Source organism: Polyangiaceae bacterium (genome assembly GCA_020633235.1).
Classification (GTDB): Bacteria; Myxococcota_A; Polyangia; order Polyangiales; family Polyangiaceae; genus JACKEA01.
Map to the genome: position 1 here is coordinate 907,698 of JACKEA010000001.1, position 25,250 is coordinate 932,947.

The window sequence follows — 25,250 nt, forward strand, 5'->3', positions numbered from 1 at the left end:
CTAAGCGATCCCGGGACCATGCCCATCGCCCGCCAGCTGGCGGTAGCGAGCCTCGGGCTCGCCGCTCTCGCCACCACGAGCTGCCCTGCGACCCGCGCGCAGAGCGGAGCGGAGCATGCGTCGACGATGACGGCCGTCACCAGGGCGGGCGCGGAGGCCGCTAGCCGCCTCGTGAGTCGGCGGGGTCTGTTCGAGCCCGACATCGGTGCACTGGGCAAGGATGCGCGCGGGGACTGGCCGGCGCCCACGCCGGATCAGGTCGCGGAGCTCGAGCGCGAGGTGGTGCCCGCCGCCATGACCGAGCCGCTGTCCGTGGATCCGGCGGCTCAGCCCAAGCCACCCCCCGCGTTCTCGCTCGCCCGCATCGATCCGGATCGCGCCTTGGCGTCCATCGCGCGGGAGACCTACGTGATGCTGCGGCCGAGCTGGCAGTCGAAGAAGATCGGCTACCTGCGTGCCGGAGCCGTGGTGTCTCGCAGCGCGAAGCCCGTCGGCAATCGCGGGTGCGAGGGCGGATGGTACGAGATCTCCCCGGAGGGCTACGTGTGCGTGGGCAAGACCGCCACCCTCGATCTCTCGCATCCCATTGCGGTGGCGGCGCGCCGAGGTCCGGATCGCAGCGCGCCCATGCCCTACGAGTACGGCATGGCGCGCTTCCCCACGCCGCCCTTCTACACCAAGGTTCCGACCGAGCGCGAACAGCGCCAGGTGGAACAAGAGCTCGCCAAACACCTGTCCCTGTCGCAGACCAAGGAGTGGGACGGAGTCGTCCTCGGCCCCATTCCCGAGATGCTCGAGGACGGCGCTCCGGCCTTCACTTGGGGTGGTGTGCGCCACTCGCCGGGTTCGGTGTACACCGGACGCGCGATGGTGAAGAGCGGCTTCGCCTTCTTGAGCTTCTTCGAGTCCCAGGGCCGCGCCTTCGGGCTCAGCGTGGATCTGGACGTGATGCCGCTGGATCGCATGAAGCGCGTCACTCCCAGCGAGTTCGAGGGTCTGGCGCTCTCGGGGGACGCCAGCCTGCCGGTGGTGTTCGTGCGCGCTCGCGGGGCGCGCCTGTACCAGGGGGATCCGCGCTCGAAGATCAGCGTGGGGCGCGAGCTCGGCTACCGCGAGGCGATCGCCGTGAAGAGCAAGCGCTTGCGCGTTGGCGGCGTCACCTGGCTCGAGACCCAGGGTGGCGACTGGATCCGCGACGAGAACCTGGTGCGCGTGGACCCGATGAAGAAGAAGCCGGGCTGGGCCACGCCCGGGCGCACCTGGATCGAGGTGAGCATCCTGCACCAGACGCTGGTGGCCTACGAGGGCGACAAGGCCGTGTACGTGACGCTGGTGAGCACCGGCGCCGACGGCCTGGGGGATCCGAAGGAAACGCACTCCACCGTGCGCGGGCAGTTCTTGATCCACACCAAGCACGTGACCGCCACCATGAGCGGCGACGAAGTGGGCGACGAATTCGATCTGCGTGACGTTCCCTACGTGCAGTACTTCACCGAAGGCTATGCCCTGCACGCCGCCTATTGGCACGACTCCTTCGGCAAGCCCCGGAGCCACGGCTGCATCAACCTTTCGCCGCGCGACGCGCGCTGGCTGTTCTCCTGGACGGATCCGCCGGTGCCGGAAGGTTGGCATGGCGCGATGAGCCTGCGGGACGGCACCCTCGTCTACATCCACCCCTGAGATTCGTCTGCCTTTGTTGGTGCGGCGCGAGCCCCGTCACGCGCCGCGCGCTGCCCGTTCGGCATAGTCGGCGAGCGGTCCGACCTGGTTCTGCAGTCGGAGCCACACACGCTCGAGCGGCTTGAGCTCCGCTTCACCGAGGCGCAGCACGATACCGGCTGGGCCGGAGGTCGCACTCTCCAGCGCCCACTCGGCGCCCGCGCTCGCGCGTAGAGTCTCTCCGAGATAGGCGCCAATGCTCACGGCCGCGCGCACGGCCCACGCCGGCTCCTCGCTGCGCGGCGCTCGCGGGGGAGCGAGCAGGGCCAGGTACGTGTCGGCGGCGGCCAGGCTGGCGAGGCTGCGGTCGAGCGGCCCTTCCGCGTGGCGCTGGCACCAGGCGGCGATGGGCGACCGCGACACCGCTCGTCCGATGAACGGAATGGCGGACGGGTCCGGCCACTCGCCCTGCCACGGGCAGGGCGGCTCCACCGGTACCCGCGTGCGGTGCGCCCAAGGTTCCGCTCCGGGGTGCGCCCGCTCGAGCCCGAGGATGCCCTCGCTCTCGAGCGCGGTGCCCCGTCGCATCCGCGCCTCCACCATGGCGAAGGGCGACAGCTCGTGGTCGCCGTGGATCAGCCGAGCGGTCTCGGGATGGTCCAGGTTGCCCTGCCACGCGATGCCATACGGCTGCCGAAGGGCTTCTCCCAGGTAGGCTCCGAGCAACAGCAGCAGCGGCCGCTCGTCGGACGGCGCGCTGGTGCTGCGCCCCTCGCCGTAGAGCAACGCAAGCGCCGCGTCCAAACGCGCGATGCTCCACAAGGAGAAATCCCAGGGCGCGAAATCGCGAAACGCGGGCGCGGTGGTGAAGAAGCTCGCTGCTACCGCGCCGAAGATCGTCAGCTCGCCGCCTCCGCGCTTGGTCACGTGGGCGACGGCGTCCTTTGCCAGTTGCTCGATGGCGGCCGCGGCTTCTTCGAAGTGCCCGTCGGCAATCGTCAGCTCCACGGGCTCCCACACGCTCTGCTCCGCCGGCAAGCTGTGGCCGAAGGCGGTGGGCTCGGCTTCCGTCAAGGACACACCCGCGGCTTCCACCCGCGTTCGGATCAGCTGTGCCGTGCTCTCGTCCACGCTCGACAGACGCACCCACGCCTGGCGCGCGTCATGCTGCCGCCCGAGCATCGCCGACCCCAGCGCCAGCGCCGCGAGGGCGTCCGCGGAGTGGCCGTCACCGTGCAGCGCGCGCCCCGCGGCGGCCACGGCGCGATCCGCGGCGCCGCTCTCCACCAGCAGCCACGCGCGCACCGCCGAGAGCAGCGCCGGCAGCGGGACGCTCCGCGGCTTGACGTTCGAGATGGCCTTCTCGGCCTCGTCACACAGCTCCGCCGCGTCGCGCTCCCGCGCCACGCGAATGGCCGCCCACGCCAGCGACAGGCGCACGATGGCGGAGTCCGCGTCGTCGCGAAACGCGCTGCGGGCTTGCTCCAAGCCGAGCTCGGGCTTGCCCAGCTCCACGAGCAGGCGCGCCGCACCAGCTCGCACTTCCGGATCGAGGAGCGGTGCCTTGGCCAGGCGCAAGAGCACGCTCAGGGCGTCGCCCCGCCGTTCGGCGCGTTCGAGCAGCCGCGCGTGCAGCAACGCGCCGTCGGCGCCCAGCTCCGCGGCGTTCTGCTCCAGCGCTTGCAGCGCCTCGGGGAGCCTTGCTTCGTCGGCCAGGGCGGCGATTTCGAACAAGCTCTTGGGTGCCAGCGCCGCCTCCACGGGAGGGACGCCGGATCGGATCCGAAGCTCGGGGACCGTCGCCTGCCCGGGGGGCGGTCGAGGCCTTCGCGTGTCGTCCGGTGTGGTCGGCGGCTCGTCGCCAAACGCGCTCGGGGGACGCGTGCCCGGGCGGATGGCGATCACTTCCGCGACGGGGACCTTGGAGTACCCGCTGCCCTTGGCGTCTACGTCCGTGTCGCGCTCGTCGTCGAGCGTGTCGCGCTCATCGTCGAGCGTGTCGTGGCCGTCGTCGAGCGTGTCGCGCTCGTCGTCGAGCGTGTCGCGCTCGCCCTCGAGGTCGACGCCGGGCGGCTCCAGGCTCGGGATCTCGGGAGCCTTCTCCGGTGCATAGCTGGGGCTCGGATCCGGTGGTGGCGAGAACCGAGGCACGCGTCCGGCTCGGGGTATGTCCGGCTCTCGCAACACTTCCGCTTCGTCGATGATGAGCGCACCGTCGTCGTCCGCGCCGTCGTCCGGAGCGTCGCTGATGGTGGGCTCCATCGTGAGCATGCCCACGCCCACCTCTACCGCCGGAGCGGATTGGCCTTCCCCGGGCAACTTGGACCGGGGTCTGAGGCTCGCGCTCTTGAAGGGCTGATCCGGTGACAAGGTGCCAGCGCTCGCGGCGGACAGCATCGCCGCCGCCTCGGGGAAGTACTCCACGCGGGAGAGCAGCTCGCTCAGCCGTTCGGCGACCGCGTCGGGGCTCAGCCGACCACGGAGGAACAGCACGCGGGTCGCCAGGTAAGTGGTCGCGTCCCGGAAGAACGCTACGTCTCCGAGCTGCGCCAGCATGTGCTGGGCCTCGTCGACCTCGCCGGCATCGAGCTTGCGCTCGATGGCGAGGAGCCGCGGGTGGTCCAGGGGGCCTCTGCCCATCAGGGGGCAGTCTAGAGCATCTTTCGTCCGCGAAGGGGCCCGCGCCGGACCAACAAAAGTAATTCAGTCCAGGGACTTGGCGCAGCGGAAGCCGATCGCCGGGCTTCGCACCTTGGGATCGTTGGCGTAGCGGAACGAGGGCCGAAGCCAGGTGTTGTAGCCGCCGTTCCAAGCGCCACCGCGGATCACGCGCTTGTCCCCGGACTTTGGGCCGGTGGGGTTCTTGAGCTCGTCCGGGCCGTAGGGACCGTAGTAATCGGCGACCCACTCCCACACGTTGCCCACCACGTCGAAGGGACCGAAGCGAGAGCGTCCCTTGGGGAAGCTTCCGACCGGCGCCGTCGCGGCGAAGCCGTCGTCGTCCTCGAACAGGACGTCCACGTGGACCCCGGCCTTCTTGGCCCACGCCGCGCATTCCTTGTCGCAGGCGTTGAGGTGGTCGTGCGTCGGCGCTTCGTCGCCCCAGGGGTACACGCGACCGTCCGGGCCCCGAGTGGCGTACTCCCACTCCGCCTCGGTGGGCAGACGCTTACCGTTCTTGCGGCAGAAGGCTTCGGCATCCCGCCAGGTCACGCAGTTGATGGGGTGATTGCCGCGGCTCTCGGCCTCCCCGTTGCAGAGCGGCGAATAGGCATCGCGCTCCTTGTCCGTGATGTTGGGCCAGCTCGCTTCACGACCGGCCCGGGGACAAGCTCCGCTCTGCGAACAGGTGAGGTACTGGTCCCGCGTCACCTCGAAATTGTCCATGCAGAACGCGGCGAGCATCACGTTGTGCGCGGGCTTCTCGTTGTCCAACGCGTCGGACTGATCCGAGCCCATGTAGAACTGACCCGCGGGGATCTTCACCATGTTGTCGGGGCAGGTCTTCGGAGCGGGCGCAGCAGACGCGCTGGGCGCCGGTGCGGAAGCGACCTCTGCACTGGCCGCGGGCTTTGCGTCGCTCTTCGACGAGGCCACGACGAAGGCTCCGATGCCGCCGATGGCCAAGACGCCCAGCGCAGCGGCGGCGATGAGCGGTGCTTTGCTGCGCGGCGCTACGGGCTGGGGCGTGCTGGTGACCAGCATCGCGGGAGTGTTGGTGGTGACGTTGCCGCCGGTGGTGCCCAGGCCGGACAGCGCGGGATCCGTCGCCGCGACGGTGCGCGCGAGGCCGAAGCCCTCGCCCGGCAGCGCGCCCCCCGACAGCACGCCTTCCCGGAGGCTCGGCGCGGCGCCGCCGATGGCGGCTTCCAGCGCCTGGAGGAACTCCCCGGCGCGGGCGAAACGCTGCGTGGTCGCCATCGCCAGGGCGCGCTGGAACACGGCCTCGACCTCGTCGGGCACCGAGAGCCCGAGCCCGCGCGGCGTGGGGCGCGCGGCGGGGTTGCTCGCGGCGTAGGCGAGCTGGATGAGGTCGTCGCCTTCCAGGGCGGGCTTGCCCCGCAGCATCTCGATGGCCACCAGTGCCAGCGCGAACACGTCCGTCCATGGACCGGTGGCGCCGTAGCTGCGGCTGAACTGCTCCGGCGCTCCGTACTGCGGCGTGAAGGAGGTGATGTTGGTGCCCGTCTTCGCCAACGCCGCTTTCATCTGCGTGTTGTCGGTGATCATCTTCGCGACGCCGAAGTCGAGGATCTTCACCGTGACGTCCGGAGCACGTGCGTCCTCACCGAGCACGAAGATGTTGGCGGGCTTCACGTCGCGGTGGGCGATCCCGCGACCGTGGGCGACGTCCAGCGCGTGCGCTGCGGGGCGGATCACCCGCAGCACTTCCGAGAGGGACCACGCGGGTCTGCCCGCGGAGTGCTCGGCTTCGAGCACTTCTTCCAGCGAGCGACCTTCGAGCCACTCCAGCACCATGTAAGGCATCCAGCGGCCTTCCGGCGTGGTGTACGTTCCCACGTCCCGGGCCTGGACGATGCTGGCGGTTTGGCTGGACAGCTCCGTGAGCAGCGCACCCTCCTGCACGAAGGACTCCATCAGCTCTTCGCGCTGGTCCACGGGAGCGGACGACAGCTCGCTGAAGAACTTGATGGCGACGGGCTTGTTCCAGATGTTGTGGTTGGCGCGGTAGACGACGGCGAAGCCGCCCTCGCCCACGAGCTTTTCCACCACGTATTTCTCGGCGACGGTCTGGCCGACGATGTTCAGCGGATCGCGTCCCGTCATGACCGCGCTCCCTTCGAGCACATGGCCGGGGAGCATAGCGCCTCCCGCTGTTTCATGCGTCCTTTCCTGGTCTTGCACCCAACAGGGCGCCGCGCTGGGCCAGATCGCTCAGGAGCTTGGCCGTGCCGGAGAGGACGGCGTCGTCCAGCGCGACACCTTGGGTCTGGCAGGCCGAGGTGATGGCGTGCCCCAGCGCTTCGCCAGCGAGGGCCCGTTCGAGGATGGCGGCGGCCAGGGGCGTCAGCTCCAGGTAACGAACCTCGTGCTCGGGATTGCGATACACGAACAAGGCGGTGGGCCGCTCCACCGGGATCGTCTCGTCGTTCGGGTCTTCCGGTAGCTCGTGCAGCGCCCAGTCGTAGCGCATGAGCCGGACGGCCTCGACGAAGGCGAGGGGAGCTTCGAGGTCGAGCTCCGCCGGTTCCTGATCCGGCGACCCGGCCTGCATCGCGCCGACCTCGATCTGCACGTACTCGTGACGAGCGAGCTGCATCATGTAGGCCGGAACACGCGGATCGTCCTTCCACAGGGGCTCGCAGAAATCGAGCAGCTCCGGTGTGGCGTCCCGCAGGTAGTGCGTGCGGGTCCCACGCTCGAGCAAGAAGCGGTCGAAGTACTCCTCGAAGACGTCTCCCAGGCGGGCGACCACCCGCGGCATCGAGACGTCCATCGCCTCCCACAGGGTGCCGCGGATCAGGTCTCGGTACACGAACAGGCGCGTGAGGTCGCTCTCGAGGATCGCGGCGCTGTCCTCCCGAGTGACGCCCGAGCGCTCGAGCCAGCGCAGCACGCCGTCGTGATCCGCCGGGTCGAGCGCGGGGCCGAAGACGAGCTCCGCCATGGCCCGCTCAAGCGCTTCTTGCATGACCTTCCCTGCGACGCTGGAGCGCGCGGTCGTACACCTCGCGGAGCGCGCGGATCTCCTGCATCAAAGTTTCGAGGGGCGGGATGTCGTTGTCCCGTTCGAGGAGCACCGGCACCGGCCCCAGCTTCTCCACCGTGAAAGCGAGAAGATCCATCACCGGCTCGATCACGTCGCGGCCGTGGGTGTCGATGATGAGCCCGGACTCGGTCTTGGTGTGGCCGGCCACGTGCAGCTGCACCACGCGTTGGAGGGGCAAGCACTCGATGAACTTTCGAGCGTCGAAGCCGTGGTTTTGGGCGTTCACCCACACGTTGTTCACGTCCAGGAGCAGGCCCGTGTCGCTCTGCTCCAAGATCTCCGAGATGAACTCGGCTTCCGGCAGCTCCCGCCGGCCCGGGTGCGCGTACCAGGAGATGTTCTCGATCGCCATCGGCACCGCCAGCTGATCCTGGATCTGGCGCAGGCGATCCGAGACCCGACGCACGTTCTCGCGGCTCTGCTGCAGCGGCAGTAGATCGTGCAGCACGCGCGGCCCCGAGGTGCTGAAGCACAGATGATCCGAGTGCCACGGGGAGCCGACCCGTTCGATCTCTCGCCGGAGCTCCTGCACGTAGTCCTTGGGCGGCGGTTCGATGGCGCCCAAGGACAGGGTGAGGCCGTGGGTGACCACGGCATAGCGGTCCCGGATCCGTTCCAGCGCCGCGGGGTACCACCCGCCGCGGCGCATGTAGTTTTCAGGCGAGACCTCGAAGAAGGCGACGTCCAGCTCGGGACCGTCGAGCACTTCCTCGAGGAAATCCCAACGGAGCCCGAGGCCGACACCGCTGAGGGTCTGCTCCGGGCTCCGCCGCGTCATGACGTGGTTTCCTCAGCCGCAGGTGCCGGCGCCGCAAGCGGCCTTGGCTCCGCCGGCCTTCTTCTTGGGGGCGGGCGCGGCCTTCTTGGCTGCCGGCTTCTTCTTGCTCGCCCCGCAGCTGCCTGCACCGCAGGAGGCCTTGGCGCCCGCGGCCTTCTTGGGATCCTTGGTCTCCGCCGTTTCCTTCTTGGCGTCGGCCTCGGGGGTCTCGGCCTCGCCGCTGGGGGCGGCTTCTTCCGCCGACGGAGCTTCCGTCGCCGCTTCGGCGGTCTCCGCCGTCGCGCCTTCCTCGGAAGCCGCCATGTCCGCTGGCGCCGATTCGGCGCTGGCTGCCGGCACCTCTTGCGCGCCTACCGGGCTCTCGGCGGGGGGAGCTGAGCCGCCACAGGCCACGGTGGCGCCGAGAGCGGCAAGGGTAGCGGCAATGGTTGAGAACGACAGTTTGTGCGACATGAACCCACTCCTTGAAGGCCTTGATTTTGGCCCCGTTGTCACTACGAAGGATCGGCCGTTTCCGATCGATTTTCGGGGGCCGGATCTGCTTACGCGAAGCGTGCAGGTCGGTTTCAAGAATTCACTTCCCAGCCAGATGGGCCGATAGAGACAGCTCTACCCGGGCCTCCCGTCCCACGCGTACACCGATCAGCTTGGCATCTTCCGCGAGGGGTGTGCCAGCGGCGTTTCGCGCCGTGATGTCGTGGGCCCGCAGCGCAACACGGAAAGGTCGCCGGGTCTCCAGGGTCATGCGCTTGGGGGACGCATCGGTTTCCGTGGGCTTGTCCCAGAAGAACACCGCTCTCAGCGGAATTTCACATTCTACTCGGAAGCCGTGCAGGGTGAGGCGGCCCCGTGCCTTCAGCGTGATGGCGCGTCCCTCCTCCGAGACCACGGCCGCGTCTCCAGCGTCTGCGCCGGCATCCGGCGGCTCGATGTGAACCCGCTTGCCCATCGACGGCGTGTCACTGCTCAGCTCCTCGATGGACGTGATCTCGAAGCTCGCCCAACGCAATCGTTCCCGCTCCGCCTCGGGCCGACTGGAGCCGACGTCGAGCCAGTTTCGCGCCTTCTGCGATAGCTGTTCGCTGCCGTCCTCCTCCGAAGCGTCCATCACGATGGACGCGACGTCCATGCTCACCGTACCGCGGGAACGCGAGAGATCAGCCAGGTCGACGTCCAGCTCGCCGCGGGCAACCCGCAGGCGCCCCTTGGGCGTGGCTTCTTTCGCCTTGAGCGAGAGCCGGGCCTCGCCGTTCGTGTCCACCACGTACTTCACCCGCTGCGCGGCGACTTCTTGGCGCGTGCTCGACTGCGTGGCGGGCCACGGCGCCGTGCGTTCGGGTGGTGGCGGCTCCTTCTTGGAGCAGGCCACCAGCAACAGCAGCGGGAGGGCTTCGACGAAACGCATGCTCCTCAATGCCATACTCCGAGGCTCGCACCCCAACCGAAGTAGCGTTTTGCGCCATCGAGCGCGCCGGAGATGCGCCATTCGGTGCCGTCGTCGAACAGCCCGAAGACCGTCCAAGGGAACAGCTTGAGTTCGAAACCCATGGTGCCATGCAGGCGGGCCGCGCCGGCGGCGAAGCGAGAGGGCTCGCCGTAAGTGCCCGCACGCAGCTTGAGCCATGCGGGGACGATCTCGCTCTCCACGCCGAGCCGCGGCGAGAGCGTGACGTGCTCGCCGGAGCGGTCCACGCGCCGCTGCAGGAACGACTCCACGCCCACGCTGTCCTTCGCAGGTCCGGTGACGAGCAGTGACGTGCTGACCAGCACGTAGAACCGACGCAGCTCGTGATAGCGCCGCTCGAGACGGTCCCGCAGGGAGCGAGCAGCGCGCTGGTAGTGCAGCTCCTCGAGGGCCGTTTCCTGTTCGAAGCGAGCGCGGGCGGCGGCTTCTGCCGCTGCGGGATCCTTGCCCTCGGCCCGCGCCTTCTTCACCAGGGCGCGGAGTCGCCGCTCGCGCTCCGCCTCTCGGAAGCGATCGTAGCGGGTGAGGGCATCGAGAGCGCGATCGGGGTCCACCCAGCGCGGGTTCATCGGTCGCGGTCCGAGCTGAAAGGCGAAGCCGAGGTTCACGTCCCAGGGGAGCTTCACGTCGTTCGGCAGCCACAGGGAGTTCGGATCGCCGGCACCTGCGCCAACCACGCGATCTCCGTTTGCATCCTTGGGCACGGCGGTCTGGGGGTCGGTGGTGACCACCTCGGAGCGCACCGCGACACCCACGCGTAGCGGCAGGTCGATGGGCTTCCACAAGATGCCGCTCTCGAGGGCTGCGCCGGTGGCGTCGAACAGCTGCGCGGGCTGCCCGGGGGCCGGGTTTTCGTTACGGACGGTGAGGCCGGTGCCCCGGCTGCCCACCCCGATGATGAGCTGGTTCTTGTCGAAGGAGCGCGCCAGTTGCAGCCGACCCCCGCCGAACTGAGCCACCAGTTGGTCCAGCTGAACGCCCGCCTGGGCGTCGTCCACGCGGTCGAGCCGGTAGCGCTGGAAGTCGAAGCTGATGCCCAAACCCCAGTTGCCGAATTGGAGGTTGGCCGCGGCGTTGAGGAACACGAAGCCGTTGGGATCCGAGCGCAGCTGGGTTCGCCGCCCGCTGTTGAAGAAGTCGTTGCCCGCGATGGACGCCGGAAACGTCAGGCCGAACCCGAGGTCGTAGTCGAAGTGATCGAAAGAGTAGGGGAGGCGCACCGCTGGGGCCGCGGGGTTCTGCGAGTCGCCGTCCACGCCCTCCGCGATGGCGACGTAGGCGCCGGCCAGGCCCAGCACCCGCGTTCCGGCCAACACCACGCCCTGGGACAGATCCACACTGTAGCGGCTGGTGGTGATGGGGCTGCCTTCCGGCCCGAGCGGTCCAGCCGCGCGCGCCGATGCCGACAGCGCCAGCAGTGCTGCGGCGACGCGGAGCGCACGCCTCACGAGCGGCGCTCCCGAGCCATGCGGAGCTCGGCGCCGATCACGCTCGCCAGGATGCCCACGCCGCCAGCGGAGAAGATCAGCAACATCGGTCCCAGGAGATTGGCCAGGGCCGCAAGAAACGTCAAAAACACGAAGGTATCCCGCTTGAACAGCGGGCGAATGGCGGCGAACAGGCCGCCGTCGTCCGCTTCGCCGCCAGCGCTCAGCGGGTACTTCAAGAGGTCCCCAGAGCCGATGCGCCACAAGTAGCGGTACTCGATGCCGCTCGCGATCAAGCCGCAGAGCACGGTGACGGCCCCCGCCACCAGGTAGATCCCGTGGCCCGTGGCCGAATACAGACCCCAGCCGGTGGCCGCGAAGAAGCCATAGTTGGTGAGGTCGTCGCCCACCGTGTCGAGCCACTCACCGAGCAGCGAGCCGCGATGGGTGACGCGGCTCATCTCGCCGTCGCAGCCGTCCAGCACGCTCTGCGCCTGGAACAGCGCGGCGCCCGCCACCAAGCTCCAGTACGTGCCATGCAGCGCGAGCCAGGCGCCGAACAAGCCGATGGCCAGGATGGCGATGGAGACCTGGTTGGGCCGCAGCGGAAGCTTCACCAGCCAGCGCGAGATCGACAGCGAGATGTAGCGATTGAGCCAGCGGCTGGTCCAGCCGTCCTGCGGTTTGCGCAAGGAACGAAACAGCGCGCGCTCCGCCCGCCGCGCCGTGGCCCGATCCACCACGTCCACCGCCTCGAAGCCGTAGGGGACGTCGATGGCGAGCGGCTGGCGGGAGAGGTCGCGGCTGCCCGCCGGAAGCTTTTGGAACAACTGACGTGGCGTCAGCATGCTGGCGCCGATTCGTATCTCGTCGTGATCCGTCGGCACTGTATCTTGCACGGGGATCCGCAAACGCGAGTCGCCGAGGACGCTGCGGGTGGGCTCGTCCTTCACCACGACGGCGGCGGCTCCTGCGTTCTGCGCATCGAGCGCCAAGCGCAGCGCCAGCGGCAGACCCCCGACCTTGCGCGTGGGATCTCCGGTGGGCGGATCGAGCACGAGCACCCAGCGTCGGGTCATGGGATGGGGTAGAAGATAGGACATGCGGGCTCGGCTTTGGGGAATGCTCTTCGTTCTGGCCTCGCTTTCCGGGTGTGGCAGCACCGACGACGAGGCGCCGTCGGCCCACGGGATCTACGTGGTCCCCGCGTCTCTCGACGCGCTTTCGGAGGAGACGTTCTTCGATCACCCCTGGCCCAGCGACTTCCGCCACGAGGCCGACGGCTCGGTGCGCTTCATCGGCTTCCCGAACCCGCGGGAGAAACCGATCCTCGCCGAGTACGTCGACTCCATGGCCGGAGTGCTCACGGCGTTCTCACCCGCGGCGGCGGGTTACCTCCGCTTCACCGAGGCGCTCGATCCCGACTCTCTGCCCGCCACACCACTGGACGCCCTGGAGGCCGACAGCAGCGTGCAGCTGATCGACGTCACGCCCGGCGCGCCGGAGGCGGGCGAGCGTCAGCGCATCGCGCTGAAGTTCGTCCCGGGTCCCGCGGTCTACTATCCGCCGAACACGCTCGCGTTCATGCCGGCGTTCGGTTACCCGCTGGCGCCGTCGCACCGCTTCACGCTGGTCGTCACCAAGCGCGCACGCACGCTGAGCGGCAAACCCCTCGCGCCTTCGTCGGACCTGGCCCAGGTCCTGGGCCTCACGTCCGCGAGCGGACCCCGCGCCACGCTGAAGAGCGAGCTGGCCGACGCCGTGAGCACCGTCGTTGCTGCCGGCGTTGCGAAGAAGAGCATCGTGAACATGACGGTGTTCACCACCGACGACCCGGTGGCCGACACCGAGACCATTCGCGACTGGATGCTCGACAATTTCCCTGCGCCCACCGTGGATGCGTCCACCTGGAAGGCCCTCGATGCCGACCGCAAAGCGGGCCTGATGGACGTGTACGAGGGCGTGTATGGCCCATCGCCGGACTTTCAGGAGGGGAACATCCCCTTCGTGAACTACGGCGACGGCGGAGCGCTCGCCTTCGACGCCAGCGGCACGCCCGTGGTGCAGCGCCAGTTCGACCTGCGCTTCACGCTGGCCGTTCCCGACGCGGCGAAGTGCCCGATGCCTGCCGCCGGCTATCCCATCGTGCTCTACGCCCACGGCACCGGCGGCAATTACCGCAGCTTGCTGGGCGCGGGGGACGAAGCCGAGTCTTTGGCCAAGCGCTGCATCGCCACCATGGGCATCGATCAGATCTTCCACGGCAACCGTCCGGGCTCGGGCCAAGGCAACGTGGAGCTCTTGTTCTTCAACGTGCAAAACCCGGTCGCCGCCCGGGCGAACGGTCCGGAGTCCGCCATCGACGTAGTGCAGCAGGCGCGTCTCTTCACCGAGTCGAAGGCCATCGTGCCCGCGTCCGTTTCCTACACCGGTGCGGACATCGAGTTCGATGGCTCGCGCGTCGGCTTCTTCGGCCACTCCCAGGGCGGCCTCAACGGTCCGATGTACATGGCGGTGGACGACTCCGCGCGGGGTGGTGTGCTGAGCGGCTCGGGTAGCATGATCACCATCGCGCTCTTGGAGAAGACCGAGCCCGTGAACGTCGCCGGTCTGGTCAAGAACGTGTTCTTGGGCCTGGGTACCACCGAGGAAGCAGAGCTCGACGAGTTCCACCCTGCCATGAGCCTGGCTCAGACCATCGTGGACCCGACGGATCCCATCCACTACGTCGGCAAGATCGCGCAGCATCCGCGTCCGGGGTTTTCACCGAAGAGCGTGCTCATGACCGAAGGCATCAACGCCGACGGCACGGGCGACAGCTACGCCCCGCCTCACGGCATCGAGGTGCAGGCCGTGGCCTTGGGCTTGCCGCTCCAAAACCCGGTCATCCACCCCATCGTGGAAGCCGCCTGGAGCGATCTCGCTCCCGTGACCATCCCCAGCGAGGGTCTGTCCGGCAACCTCGCCGGAGGAAAGGCCAGCGGCGTCCTCGCCCAGTGGGAAGCCGCCAAGGCGTCCGACGGTCACTTCGTCATCTATTACATCCCCCAGGCCATGAGTCAGTGCACCGGCTTCGTCCGTAACTTCATGGACGATCCCGTCGGGCGCGTGCCTGCGCCGTGAATCACTCGTCGCCGTGCTCGGCGATGTCCACCAGCGGCATCGGGCTCGACAGCACCTTGCTCCCACTCGGCGTGCCGCTCTGACCGATGTCGCAGTGGAAGTGGTTGCGGTGGGCGGAGTTGTAGTTCGGCGTCAGGCAGATGCCGAACACGCCCTTGTCCGCTTCGTCGCACAAGAGTGAGTAGAGCTCCTGGCTCACCCCCGTCTGCGCCGCCAGCGCCGTGGTGCAGGTCTCGCTCGAATTGCTCCACTTCACGAAGTCCGCAGGGTCGTTCACGTCGTAGACCTCGCCGGTGGTCTTGTACAGCCAGCGAATGTCCATGGCGCGGCCCCAGGAGTGGTTCGAGTAGCCGTTCTGACTGCAGTCCGGCTCGGGGTCATTCGGGCCGCGGCAGTAGTTGGTCTGTGACCAGGCGCAGCAGCAGCGGTAGCAATACGAGCCCAGCGTCCCGACCTTGTTGAAGCCGTGGGCCTTGAGCACGTCGGCGAACTTCCACAGCGTGAGCACGAACTCGCAGGCCATCGGATCCGCCGACGGCTGGTCCGTGTCGGTCTTGGCGAAAAGCACGCCGTTGAGCGGGCCCGCGAGCTTCACGCCGTCCACCACGCCCTTGGCCACCGTGGTGGTGTAGGCCACGCCCAGCTGATCGAGCTGGGCCAAGCAGGTGGTGGCGGCCGGCGCCTTCACCACGAAGTTCACGATGTCGGTCGCCACCTGAGCGCCGCTGTGATCGAAGCCCCGCGCTTCGGCCCAGCGATCTCCGGGATACTCGTAGGGGTAGCTGAGGGGAAAGCTCGGCGCTTGGGTCGATTCCCCCAAGGAGAAGTCCGTTTCGATCACGTACTCCACCTTGGCGATGCCGGGTCCCGCCAGCACCTCGAAGGAGACGCTTGCCGTGGGCGGCACGCCGCTCTGCACGTGCACCTGGCCCTCCGTGGGCTTCACCACGTCCAGGTAGAAGTCCGGCAGCGCCGTGCTGCCGCTCGCGCCACCGCTGCTGCCCGCGCTGCCGCCGACCCCGGCGTCCACGCCACCGCTACCGCCGGACGGGCTCGCGCCGCCGTCGTCGCTGCTGCCGCAGGCCACCAAACCCAACACCACCACCGACCCCGCGAGTGTCCCCGCGATCCTGAGCGCGCCCATGTGGAGCCAAGGCTCGCTCGGAGCGCAGGCCTCGTCAATGAATGAGGGTATTGTTGGTTCGGCGCGGAACCAACCTCGACGCGCGCCGCGCCGCGCAGTAAGCCCCGGGCCGTGACGTACTCCGCCGAATTCCGTTGCCTGGCCGGCTGTGCCGGCAGCTTCCCCGTCACTCAGTCGATCTACCGCTGCCCTTCATGCGGCGGACTGCTCGAGGTCGTGCACGACGTCGAGGCGCTTCGCGAGCGCGGGCCGGAGGAATGGAAGGCCCTGTTCGACCAGCGTTGGATGAAGACGAGCTGGCCCTACGGCTCCGGCGTGTGGGGCAAGCGCGAGTGGGTGCTACCCATGGTGCCCGACGAGTTGATCGTCAGCATGTACGAGGGGGGCACCAACCTGTTCTGGGCGGAGCGCTACGGTAAGCAGCTGGGGCTCGACGACCTGTGGGTGAAGCTCTGCGGCAACAGCCACAGCGGCTCGTTCAAGGATTTGGGCATGACCGTGCTGGTGAGCGCGGTGCGCCTGGCCATCAGCCAGGGATCGAAGATCCAGGCAGTGGCCTGCGCCTCCACCGGCGACACCAGCGCCGCTCTGGCCGCCTACGGCGCGGCGGCGGGCTTGCCCGTGGTGGTGCTCCTGCCGCGCGGCAAGATCTCCACCGGTCAGCTGGTGCAACCCTTGGCCCACGGCGCGTTGGTGCTGGGTCTGGATACGGACTTCGACGGCTGCATGGAAATCGTGCAGCGCCTCGCGGAAGAGGGCCTCGTCTATCTCGCCAACTCCATGAACGCGCTCCGGCTCGAGGGGCAGAAGACCGTCGCCGTCGAGATCGTGCAGCAGTTCGACTGGCAGGTGCCGGACTGGGTCATCTTGCCGAGCGGCAACCTCGGCAACGCCTCCGCGCTGCACGCCGGCTTCAAGATGATGCGCGATCTCGGCATCATCTCGCGCTACCCGCGGCTGGTGATGGCGCAGGCAGAGAACGCGAACCCGCTGTACCGCGCCGTCTCCGCAGGTAAGGACCACGTGGATCCGATCAAGGCCCAGCCCACGCAGGCGACGGCCATTCAGATCGGCAATCCCGTGAGCGCCCCGCGAGCGCTGCGCGCGCTCTCCGCGCTGAACGGCCTGGTGGAGCAGGCCAGCGAGCAGGAGCTGGCGGACGCCGCGGCCCGCGCCGACCGCACCGGGCTGTACACCTGTCCGCACACGGCAGTGGCCCTGGCGTCGTTGGAAAAGCTCGTTTCCCGCGGCGTGATCGCCAAGGGCGATCGCGTGGTGGTCGTCTCCACCGCGAACGGCCTCAAGTTCACCGAGTTCAAGGTGCGCTACCACGAGGGCACGATCGACGGCGTGACGAGCAACCTGGCGAACCCGCCGGTGATGCTACCCGCAGACTACGGCCAAGTGGTGGACGCCATCCGCGCTCGGCTGTCGTAGCCTGCTGCTTCCGCGATTACTTTTGTCGGTCCAGCGCGGGCACGGCTGGGACGGTACCGCGGCGCACCAACATCCAAATGCAAAGGGAGTGAAATGCGAAAAGGCTCCGAGAAACCTCGGAGCCTCTTCGAGCCGTAGGCTCGCTTGGATCAGAAGATCAGGCGAGCCGCGGCGCCGCCGCCCTTGGGCGACACGTAGGGAGCGAAGTTCAGCTTGGCGGCGGGCGCCTTCTTGATCTTGGCTTCCTTGGCGGGCTCGGCGGAGTCCGAGCTGGTGAGCAGCACTACGCCGGTGACACCCAGGGTGATGGCCACGCCGAAGGCCATGTCCGCGATCAACGCGTTGCGCTCGACGTCGTCGGCCTTGTCGCTGGTGGGGTTGTCGTTGAAGTCGCTCTTGGCGCTGAGGGCCTTGATGCCGAAGAAGGTACCCACGCCGGCACCGGCGGCGGCGATGCCGAGGGTGACGTAGGCGGGGACCTTGCTGCGCGGCTCCGCCTTGGGCGGTGCTTCCGTGGGCGGCGGCATGGGCGTTTCTTCGACCGGAGGCGGTGCGGCCACGGGCGTGGCATCTTCCGTCGCCTTCAGCTCCAGGTTCTGGTCGCTGCGCTGGCCCGCGGTCACGTCCACGTCCACGTCCATGTTCTCGTAGCCGGCGGAGCTGATCGAGATCTTGTGCGCGCCGGGAGGCAGCTTCACGATCATCGGCGTCTCGCCCGGTTGCGCCTCGCCATCCACGGACACGGAGGCGCCCGGCGGCGTGGTGACGATGTTCACCTCACCGACCTGCTTGGCCTTGAGCTCGCCCAAGCGCTTCTTTGCGGTGGAGAGCTTGTCGTCGCCGATCTTGGCCACGCCCGGGTTGGCCATGAGCTTGTCGAAGGCCTCGGTGGCTTCCTTTTCCTTGCCCTGCTTGTCGAGGGCCATCGCCATCCAGTACTCGGCGTGGGGAGAAGGGATGAGCTCGTTCGCCTTCTGGAAGCTGTCGTAGGCCTCCTCGTACTTCCCCGCGTCGTAGGCCTTCTCGCCGGCGCCATACGCCTTGCGGGCCGCGTCGCGGGTCTTCTTGTCCGGCTTGGCCGCCGCTGCCGCCGGCTTGCCTTGAGCCTGGGCCGCGGGCATCGCTCCCATGCTCACGAGGGCACCGGCCACGAGGGCCGCGCCGAAGCTGGGAAACCGAGCAAATACCGAAACCTTTCGCATGGGGAGCCTCCTCCGCGTGCGCCGGGGCCGCGGCAGCAAGGAGGCTATCCCCAACGGTTGGCTGGGGACAAGCCCGGTTTGGATATAGTGTCCCCGTGCGCGGTGTTTTCGGCTCCCCGGGGCCGGCGCGCACGTGGCTTCGAGATGGCTCCGCCTCCAGTAACCGACGACGACAAAAGAGGGTCCGCAGAGGACGGAGGAGCGGGCGATTCCGCCCTCCGCCACCGCACTTTGCCCCCGCCCGAATGGACGGGACGGGAAGGACCCCGATCCGCCGTCACGTTGCAGCTGGAACGCATCACCTCGGACCCGCCCATCTCTCGTCACACGGGACCCCGGGCGGAGCTCGCGCACCTGCGTGCTCGGGTGGAGTCCTGTGCGCGAGCCGGGGATGCGGAGGGAGAGCGCGACGCCGCCGCGGCGCTTTCGCGCGCGCTGGCGGCCCGCGGTGCCGAGCTCGATACGGCGACCAAGCTCGCCCGGCGCGCGTTGCTGCTCGGCGACGACGCGGTGCTCCGAGAAGAGCTCGCGCAGTGGTTCTCGATGTTGGGCGAGCCGGCCTTGGCGGCGCGCACGCTTCGTCCGTTGCTGGCCACGGTGCAGGGGTCGACCAAGGCACGCATGCTGACGCGCATCGGCGTGCTGCTCGGTCGCGGAGGAGACGCAGCAGCGGCGGCGGACGCGTTGTTCGAAGCCGCCCGGGAAGATCCGTCGGATCCCGTCGCGCCGGAGCTGCTCGGAGGGATCGGCGCGTGGGCGCCGACGGCGGTGTCCCGCGAGCGCGCGGCGGAAGCGTATCTCGAAGGCGCCCGGCGTCGTGAAGGGCAGGGGGATCGCGCGTCCGCTTTCGAGAATCTGCTCCGTAGCTTCGAGCTTGCCCCCTCCGAGCCGGAACCCGCGGAAAAGCTCGCCAAGACCCTGTCGGGGCGCGGTCGGGCGGGCGCGGCGGACGAAGTGATCCGCGAGCACGCCCGCGCCAGCGCGGACCGTGGCCGGCAGATCCACCTGCAGCGTCTGGCGCAGGCGTTGGAGAACGGCGACGTGCCCCGGGCCCTCGGCGCGGCGCTCGACGCCAAGCTCGATGCGGACATCGGGGTGGAGCGCTTCACTGACGCCTCGGGGGCGAAGGACACGCGGTTTCACGAGCTGCTCGAGCGCGCCGGGCTCTTCGAGCTGCTCGCGGCGCACCTCGAGCTGGGAGCGGAGTCGCTCACGGGTCGAGACCGGGCGCGGGCGTTGGTGGAGCTGGGTCGCATCTACGAAGGCCCGTTGGTGAGCCCGGACCGCGCCTCGAGGGCGTGGACCGACGCGCTGGTCGCCGCGCCCAACGAAGGGCGAGCGTTGAGCGCGCTGATGGAGCACGCCGGCGCCGCCCGCGACTTCGGCACTCTCGCCGACGCGTTGCTCGAGGTCGCGCTGGCGCATGAGCTCGCGCCGGGGCTCGACGTAGTGTTGCGCGAGCTTGCGGAGATCGCCGAGCGGCGGCTGGACGCGCCGGTGCTCGCCGTGTGGGCACTGGACCGACTGGAAGCGTTGGGCGACGCCGCCGCGGCGGCGGATCGCCAGCGCCTCGAGCCCCGCGCGAAGGAACGGCGCACGATGGTGGCGGAGCTTCGCGCGCGCCTGGATCGCGCGACGGGCGAGCATCGGCACATGCTGTCGGCGGAGCTCGCGGCGCTGATTGGCCCCTGGCCGAGCGCGGTGGACGAAGAGATAGCCACGCTGCGCGAGGTGATCGCCTCCGCGTCGGAGGCGGCTGAGACCCGGCTCAGGCTGGAGCGCGTGCTCGAGCGGTCGGGGCGCCTCGACGAGCTGGACGCCGAGTACCGCGCGGCGCTCGGCAGCGGTGAGCCGGAGCGGCTGCGGCTGGGCTTGGCTCGGCTCCGACGTCGCCGCGGGGATCTCGACGGCGCTCTCGAAGAGCTGGTGCCGCTGCTCGACGATCCCGGCGCGCGCCCCCTGGTGTGGAGTATGGCGGCGGTGATCGCCGCGCGCATCGACAGCCCGGGTGTTCGCGCGCGTGCCCTGCTCCGAATTTCCGCGCCGCTGGGACCCACGCTGCGCGCGGTGATCGCGGCAGTGGCGGCGGAGTCCCTGTTGGACGCTGGCGACGTCGACGCCGCGCGCTCCGCCGCCGAGGCCGCGCGCCACGCCGATCCGTCACTGGCGCGCCCGGTGGGCGTGCTCGCGGCGGTGGCGCTGCGGCTGGGCCCGGATCGCGCAGCCGCCGAGGCGTTGGAACGCGCCATGGGCGTGATCGTACCGCGGGCCGCCCTGTGCGAGGCGCTGGCGGAAGCCCACGAAGCCCTGGGCGAACCCGCGCTGTGCCTGGCCTGGACGCAGCGCTGGCTCGCACTTCGGCCGGGGGATCCGCGCGCCGCGCGGACGCTGCTCGGGCGGGTGACGGAAACCGGAGACGCCACGCGCCTCGCGGACGCGCTGAGCTGGCTCCTCTCGCAGCCGCAGCCGCTGCGGGACATGGCGTCGGCGATCGGCGCTGCGCTCTTGCGCCTCGCCGAGCTCGACGCGCCCCGCGCCGCCGGCATCGCGCGTCGCGCCCTGGACGTCCTCGGGCCGCGGGCGCCGGAGATCCCGGACATCGTGCTGGCCGTCGCCGACGTTGCCGAAGAGGGCGGCCTGGCCATCGCCGTGCTGGAGCGCGCCTTGGCGGTGGGGGGCGACGACGACCGCCCGGCGCGCCTGCTGGAGCTCGCGCGCCGCCGCCGCGCCTCGGGGACGCCGACGGCGCGGCGCGCGCTCTGGCCCGCGCCGCACTGGAAGGCGCGCCGGCAGAGCAAGTGATCGAAGCGCTGTCCGACGCGCTGCCCGCCCGCAGCAGCGACGGCGAGCTGTCGCTGCTCGAGGCCCGCGCCGAGACGCTCTCGGGGCTCGACGGCAGAGCCGTCTCGGCGTCGGCCCACGCCTTCCGCGAGCTGGGGGCGGCGCGCTGGGATCTGGCCGGCGATCACGACGGCGCCGTGCGCGCCTGGGCGCGCGCGGCGCGGCGGGATCCGGATCGCGGCGTTGCTCGGCTGGCCCGCGACCTGGTTTCTTTCGCGGGCTACGCTGACGCCGTGGTGCGGCTCACGACCTTCGCGGTCGAGGAGCGCGATCCGAAAGACGCGTCGCGCGCCTTCGCCATCACCTCGATGATCGCGCTGTCCGCCGGGGAGCCGGAAGCGGCGCTGCAGCTCGCCTCCCGTGCGCTGGAGCTCGATCCGACCCGCGCCGACGTGCTCGCCATCGCCGAGCGCGCCGCGGCGCGGGACGAGGACCTGGACGTCCTCGAACGGATCTACGAGACGCTCTCGAACGCGTCCCTCGGCTGCTACGGCGAACGTGCGGTGCACTATCGCGCGGCGCGCAACCTCGAGCGTCGAGGTCAGCTGGATCGCGCTCTCCGGCACGCGGTGCGCGCCTTCGAGGCGGTGCCCAGCGAGGGCATCACCTTCGTGGTGATGAGCCGGCTGGGCGAGCGAGTGGCGGACTCGTCGGAGATCGTGCGGGCCATCTCGCGGGTGGCGTCGCGCGAGAAGGAGCCCTCCGCCCGCGCGGAGTGGCTACGCCGCGCCGCCGCCATCGGCGGCAGCGGGGAGGAAGGCGCCCGGCAGCGCGTCGAGGTCCTGCTCCGCGCCCTCGCGGTGCAGCCCGCCGTCAGCACCGTCGTCTCGTTGGGCGCGGCGTTCCGTCAGCTGATGGGCATCGCGCCGGAGTCCCGCGACATCTCCGAAATGCGCTTCACGCGGGCGCTGCACGCGCTGGAGTCACGGTTGGAGGGGCCGGAGGGCGCGCGCGTGGGCATCGCCGCGGCGGGCGTGGCTCTGGATACGTTCCAGTCGGCGACCTTGGCCGCGGCGGTGCTGATCCGCGCGATCGACGCCGACGCCAGCGTGGACGAGTACGCGGAGATCGCTCCGCGGGAGGTGGCGGACGCGGCGGCGGAGCTGTTGGCGCGCATCGTCGCCGCCGCGGAAGACCGCTACGGCAACGCCGGCGCGACGCTCTTGGTGCTCGGCGCAGGTTTGGCTGCCCAGCGCGGCGACGCCGACACCGAGGCCAAGCTCTTGGTCGCCGCGGCGCAGCGCGAGCCCGAAGACTCGGATCTCGTGCGCCGCGCCACGGTCGCCGCCCAACGCGCCGGGGAGAGCGAGCTGGTGGCGAGCGTGATCGAGCTTTCGCCCTCGGCGGCGCGGCTGGCGGAGCTCTTGGATTTGGCCCGTGACGCGGAGCAACGGCAGGACCTCGCGAGCGCCATCGACGCGCTCGAAGAGGTGCTGAACGACGACGCGGCGGATGCCGACGCTCGCCGTGTTGCCCGGGACAAGCTCCGGGAGCTGTACGGTCGCGCGGGCCGGCGCGACGAGCTCGAGCGGCTCTTGATTGGCGATCTCGAGCGCGCAGACATCGACCCCCACACCCGCGGCCGCATCACCCGGGAGCTCGCGGCGCTGGTGGCCGCGCGGGGCGATCCTGAGCGGGCGCTCACGATCCTGTCGCGCATGGCCACCACGCTGCCGGACGACATCGGCGTCCTGGAAGACACGGTCACCCTGGCGCGGCAGGCGGGGGACAAGCGTCGCCGAGCCGACGCCCTCGGGCGCCTCGTGGATCTGGTCGCTGAGGAAGAGAAGCTGCCGCTGCTCCGGGAGCTGGCACCCCTGCTCGAGGAGCTGCGCGACGAAGATACGGCCCTGGCCCGCTACAACGAGGTGCTGGCTCGCGCGCCGCGGGATCTCGACGCGCTGGCGGCGCTCGAGCGCGACGCCGAGCGGCGCGGTGACTGGGAGCGGCTGGTCGAGCTCTTTGGACGCCGCGCGAGCATCGCCAGCCGCGTGGACGACGTGCGTCACATCCGCCTGCGCCGCGCCACGGTGCTGGAGCAGCGCTTGGGGCGCGCCGACGACGCCCTCGCGGAGCTCGAAGCGCTGGTGGCCGCCACCGGGGATCACCTGTCCGTGCTGCGTGTGCTCGCGGATCTGAACGAGCGGCGGGGGGCGCCGCTGCGCGCCGCCCAGCTGTGGATGCGCGCGAGCGCCGTCACCACGGATCGCCGGGAAGCGGCCGAGCTCGGGCTCCGCGCCGCGGCCGCCCACCTCGAGGGTGGGGACGTCGGCTCCGCGCGTCGCGTGCTCGAGGGCCTGGAGGCGTGGGCCGAGCCCACGGCGCGGTTCCTCGAGCTGCGCGTGGAGGTGGAGAAGAAGAGCGAGGACCCGCGCGCGCTGGCGGTGGCCCTGGACGAGCTGGCGTCGCTGTCGCCCGGGACGGCGCAAGAGAAGGCCGCCTTGCTGGTGGAGTCGGCCCGCGCCTTCGAGCGCGCGGGCGATCTGGACGAAGCCTGCGCCCGCGCCGAGCGCGCCGCGGTGCTCGCTCCGCAGGACGTCGACGCGCAGCTCGTCGCGCGTTTGCTCGAGTACAAGAGCCGTGGCCCCGGCTCGCTGGAAGAGGCGCGCATCACCATCACGGAGCTTCGCAGCATCGAAGACGCGGAGATGACGTCGGAGCAGGCAGCGCTGCGGGCGTTCCTGCTGGCCGAGGCGCTGGACGTGGGCGTGGGCCCCGGCTCCGGCATGCGCGAGGTGTCGCGCGCCGAAGCGGAGGCGGGCCGCACCCCCGTGATCGCTCTGGCCATCGCCGAGCGGCTGGTGGCGGGCGGCGAGCCGGCGCCCTCCCTCGAGCTGTTCGACGCAGCCCTGGGCGGGGATCTGTACGGGCTGCGTGCTCGTGGACGGGTCGCGCTCACCGCCGCGCGGGCGGCCCACGAGGCCGGCGATACCGAGCGCGCTCAACGCTACGTGGAGATCGCCGGTGAAGACGGCGAGCTGCGCGACGACGCGCAAGCGCTGTCCGCCGAGATCCGCTCCCAGCACCGTCCCATCGCCGAGCCGGCGAGCCTGGCCGAGCGCGCGCCGCCCAAGCCGTCGCCGCCGCGAGGTTCCGCGCCGGACCAACCCCCAGAGACCAAAGCTTCGCGCAGCGAGCCCCCTCCGCGAGCGATCAGCGAGATCCCCCCGCCGCTCAATCGCGATCCGCGCGCGGAGCCGGATCCCCTGCCGTCGTCGCGGCCGCCGCCGGCGGTGGACATGCCGAGCGGCGAAGTGCTCAGGCCGAGCCGGGTGTTCCCGGCGGTGAACGTGGCGGAGCAGAACCTGCTCGAGCAGCTCAACGCCGGGGACGTGAACGCCGGCATCGAGCTGATGAACCAGCTCGAGAATCGCTCGTCTCGGACTCACGATCTGGTGAACGTGGCGCGCCGGGTGGTGGCGCTGGTGCCGGGCGACACCTCGCTGCTGCGGCGGCTGTACGAAGCGTCGCTGTCCGACAAGAACACGGTGTACGGCCGCGCGCTCGAGCACGCGTTGGCGATCTTCGATCGCAGCGTGGCCCCGGTGCCGCCGCCGCCCCTCGGCGAGCAGCCCGAGGATCCCGAACCGGTGCGGACGCTGTTGTTCCGAGACGTATCGGGCTCCGCGGCGGAAGCGCTGGCGCTGGTGTGGGAAGGCGCGGCCCACGTGTTCCGGCGGGATCCCAGCACCTACGGCGTGACCGGTCTCGAGCGCGTGCCGCTGGGCGCGCCCACGCCGCTGGGGCGCATCTACTCCGCGGCGGCGCGCTCCCTGGGCGTGGGGCGCACGCCGCTGTTTCAACGGCGCACGGCGGGGCCCGTCACGCTTTCCGTGGCGCTGCTCTCGCCGCCCGCGGTGATCGTGTCGGGCGAGGTCACGCGCGAGTCGCCGGCTCTCGCGTTTCATCTGGGCGCCATGCTCGCGGCGGCGCTTCCGGAGCACGTGCTCATGTTCGGCTCGCCGGAGTCGCAGACCCGCGGCGTGCTCAAGGGTCTCGGTCTCGCCTTCGGTCGGCCGACGGAAGACCGGAGCGGGCTCACGGCCATCGCCAACCTCGCGGAGGTGCTGTGGGAGAGCATTCCGCCGCGGGCCCAGCGTCGCCTCCGGGAGCTGTGCGACGATTCGCTGGTGCTCGACTACGACGCGGCCCTCGGGAGCGCGCGGCGCTCGGTGCGGCGCGCCGGCTTGTTCGCTTGCGGGGACCTGGCCACGGCGCTCCGAGAGACCATCGCCGACGAAGAGCTGGACGAGAGCCTGCTGGACGCGCCCGACGGCCCCACGCGGCTGTGCCGGCACGAGGCGGTGGCGGATCTGGTGCGGCTGGCCACCAGCATCGAGTACGCTCAGGTGCGCTGGCACCCGGGGCGCCGGAACCGGCAGCCCAGCGGCACTTGGGCTACATTCTGAGATGTCCGTGACACCGCTGTCACACCCAGGAGCG

Annotated in this window: 15 protein-coding genes; 5 read left to right on the forward strand and 10 right to left on the reverse strand. The window is 70.1% G+C overall.

Annotated elements, in window-relative coordinates; translation table 11 throughout:
• Window positions 1-18 precede the first annotated feature (18 nt).
• Window positions 19-1,680, forward strand: coding sequence for a L,D-transpeptidase (locus H6717_03980; protein MCB9576179.1), 1,662 nt, complete (start codon window positions 19-21; stop codon window positions 1,678-1,680).
• A gap of 36 nt (window positions 1,681-1,716) precedes the next feature.
• Here H6717_03980 and H6717_03985 read toward each other — a convergent pair whose 3' ends face one another.
• From H6717_03985 to H6717_04020, 8 genes are all read right to left on the reverse strand, one after another.
• A complete protein-coding gene (locus H6717_03985) occupies window positions 1,717-4,299 on the reverse strand; it encodes a hypothetical protein (protein MCB9576180.1) in 2,583 nt (860 codons plus the stop codon).
• A 63-nt stretch (window positions 4,300-4,362) separates the two neighbouring features.
• Entirely contained in the window at window positions 4,363-6,447 is a 2,085-nt protein-coding gene (locus H6717_03990; GenBank protein ID MCB9576181.1) for an SUMF1/EgtB/PvdO family nonheme iron enzyme, read from the reverse strand.
• Window positions 6,448-6,499: 52 nt separating this feature from the next.
• Window positions 6,500-7,288, reverse strand: a complete 789-nt coding sequence (locus tag H6717_03995; GenBank protein ID MCB9576182.1) for a putative DNA-binding domain-containing protein — start codon at window positions 7,286-7,288, stop codon at window positions 6,500-6,502.
• 7 nt (window positions 7,289-7,295) lie between these two features.
• Window positions 7,296-8,168, reverse strand: a complete 873-nt coding sequence (locus H6717_04000) for a DUF692 domain-containing protein (GenBank protein MCB9576183.1) — start codon at window positions 8,166-8,168, stop codon at window positions 7,296-7,298.
• A gap of 12 nt (window positions 8,169-8,180) precedes the next feature.
• Window positions 8,181-8,621: a hypothetical protein gene (locus tag H6717_04005; GenBank protein ID MCB9576184.1), complete on the reverse strand. Its 441-nt coding sequence runs from the start codon at window positions 8,619-8,621 to the stop codon at window positions 8,181-8,183.
• 121 nt (window positions 8,622-8,742) lie between these two features.
• Complete coding sequence (locus tag H6717_04010) at window positions 8,743-9,573, reverse strand: YceI family protein (protein MCB9576185.1); 831 nt, start codon at window positions 9,571-9,573, stop codon at window positions 8,743-8,745.
• A gap of 5 nt (window positions 9,574-9,578) precedes the next feature.
• Window positions 9,579-11,081 (reverse strand): hypothetical protein, encoded by a 1,503-nt coding sequence (locus tag H6717_04015; GenBank protein MCB9576186.1) that lies wholly within the window; start codon window positions 11,079-11,081, stop codon window positions 9,579-9,581.
• A complete protein-coding gene (locus H6717_04020; protein ID MCB9576187.1) occupies window positions 11,078-12,139 on the reverse strand; it encodes a CDP-alcohol phosphatidyltransferase family protein in 1,062 nt (353 codons plus the stop codon). Before H6717_04020 ends, H6717_04015 begins: the two co-directional genes overlap by 4 nt.
• A 22-nt stretch (window positions 12,140-12,161) precedes the next feature.
• Between H6717_04020 and H6717_04025 the strand changes: the two genes are divergently transcribed.
• The gene (locus tag H6717_04025) at window positions 12,162-14,183 is read left to right on the forward strand and encodes a hypothetical protein (protein ID MCB9576188.1); all 2,022 of its coding nucleotides are present in this window, start codon (window positions 12,162-12,164) and stop codon (window positions 14,181-14,183) included.
• Window position 14,184: 1 nt separating this feature from the next.
• Here the strand turns inward: H6717_04025 and H6717_04030 are convergent, their stop codons facing one another.
• Window positions 14,185-15,327 carry an extensin family protein gene (locus H6717_04030; protein ID MCB9576189.1) on the reverse strand — a complete coding sequence of 381 codons (1,143 nt, stop codon included), beginning with the start codon at window positions 15,325-15,327 and terminating at the stop codon, window positions 14,185-14,187.
• A 111-nt stretch (window positions 15,328-15,438) separates the two neighbouring features.
• Here H6717_04030 and thrC point away from each other — a divergent pair, with 111 nt between their 5' ends.
• Window positions 15,439-16,764, forward strand: a complete 1,326-nt coding sequence (gene thrC / locus H6717_04035) for a threonine synthase (GenBank protein MCB9576190.1) — start codon at window positions 15,439-15,441, stop codon at window positions 16,762-16,764.
• A 149-nt stretch (window positions 16,765-16,913) separates the two neighbouring features.
• Here the strand turns inward: thrC and H6717_04040 are convergent, their stop codons facing one another.
• Window positions 16,914-17,966 carry a PEGA domain-containing protein gene (locus H6717_04040; protein ID MCB9576191.1) on the reverse strand — a complete coding sequence of 351 codons (1,053 nt, stop codon included), beginning with the start codon at window positions 17,964-17,966 and terminating at the stop codon, window positions 16,914-16,916.
• Between the two features lie 282 nt (window positions 17,967-18,248).
• Between H6717_04040 and H6717_04045 the strand changes: the two genes are divergently transcribed.
• Entirely contained in the window at window positions 18,249-20,768 is a 2,520-nt protein-coding gene (locus tag H6717_04045; protein ID MCB9576192.1) for a hypothetical protein, read from the forward strand.
• On the forward strand, window positions 20,765-25,216 hold the full coding sequence (locus H6717_04050) for a hypothetical protein (GenBank protein ID MCB9576193.1): 4,452 nt from the start codon (window positions 20,765-20,767) through the stop codon (window positions 25,214-25,216). Before H6717_04045 ends, H6717_04050 begins: the two co-directional genes overlap by 4 nt.
• Window positions 25,217-25,250 lie beyond the last annotated feature (34 nt).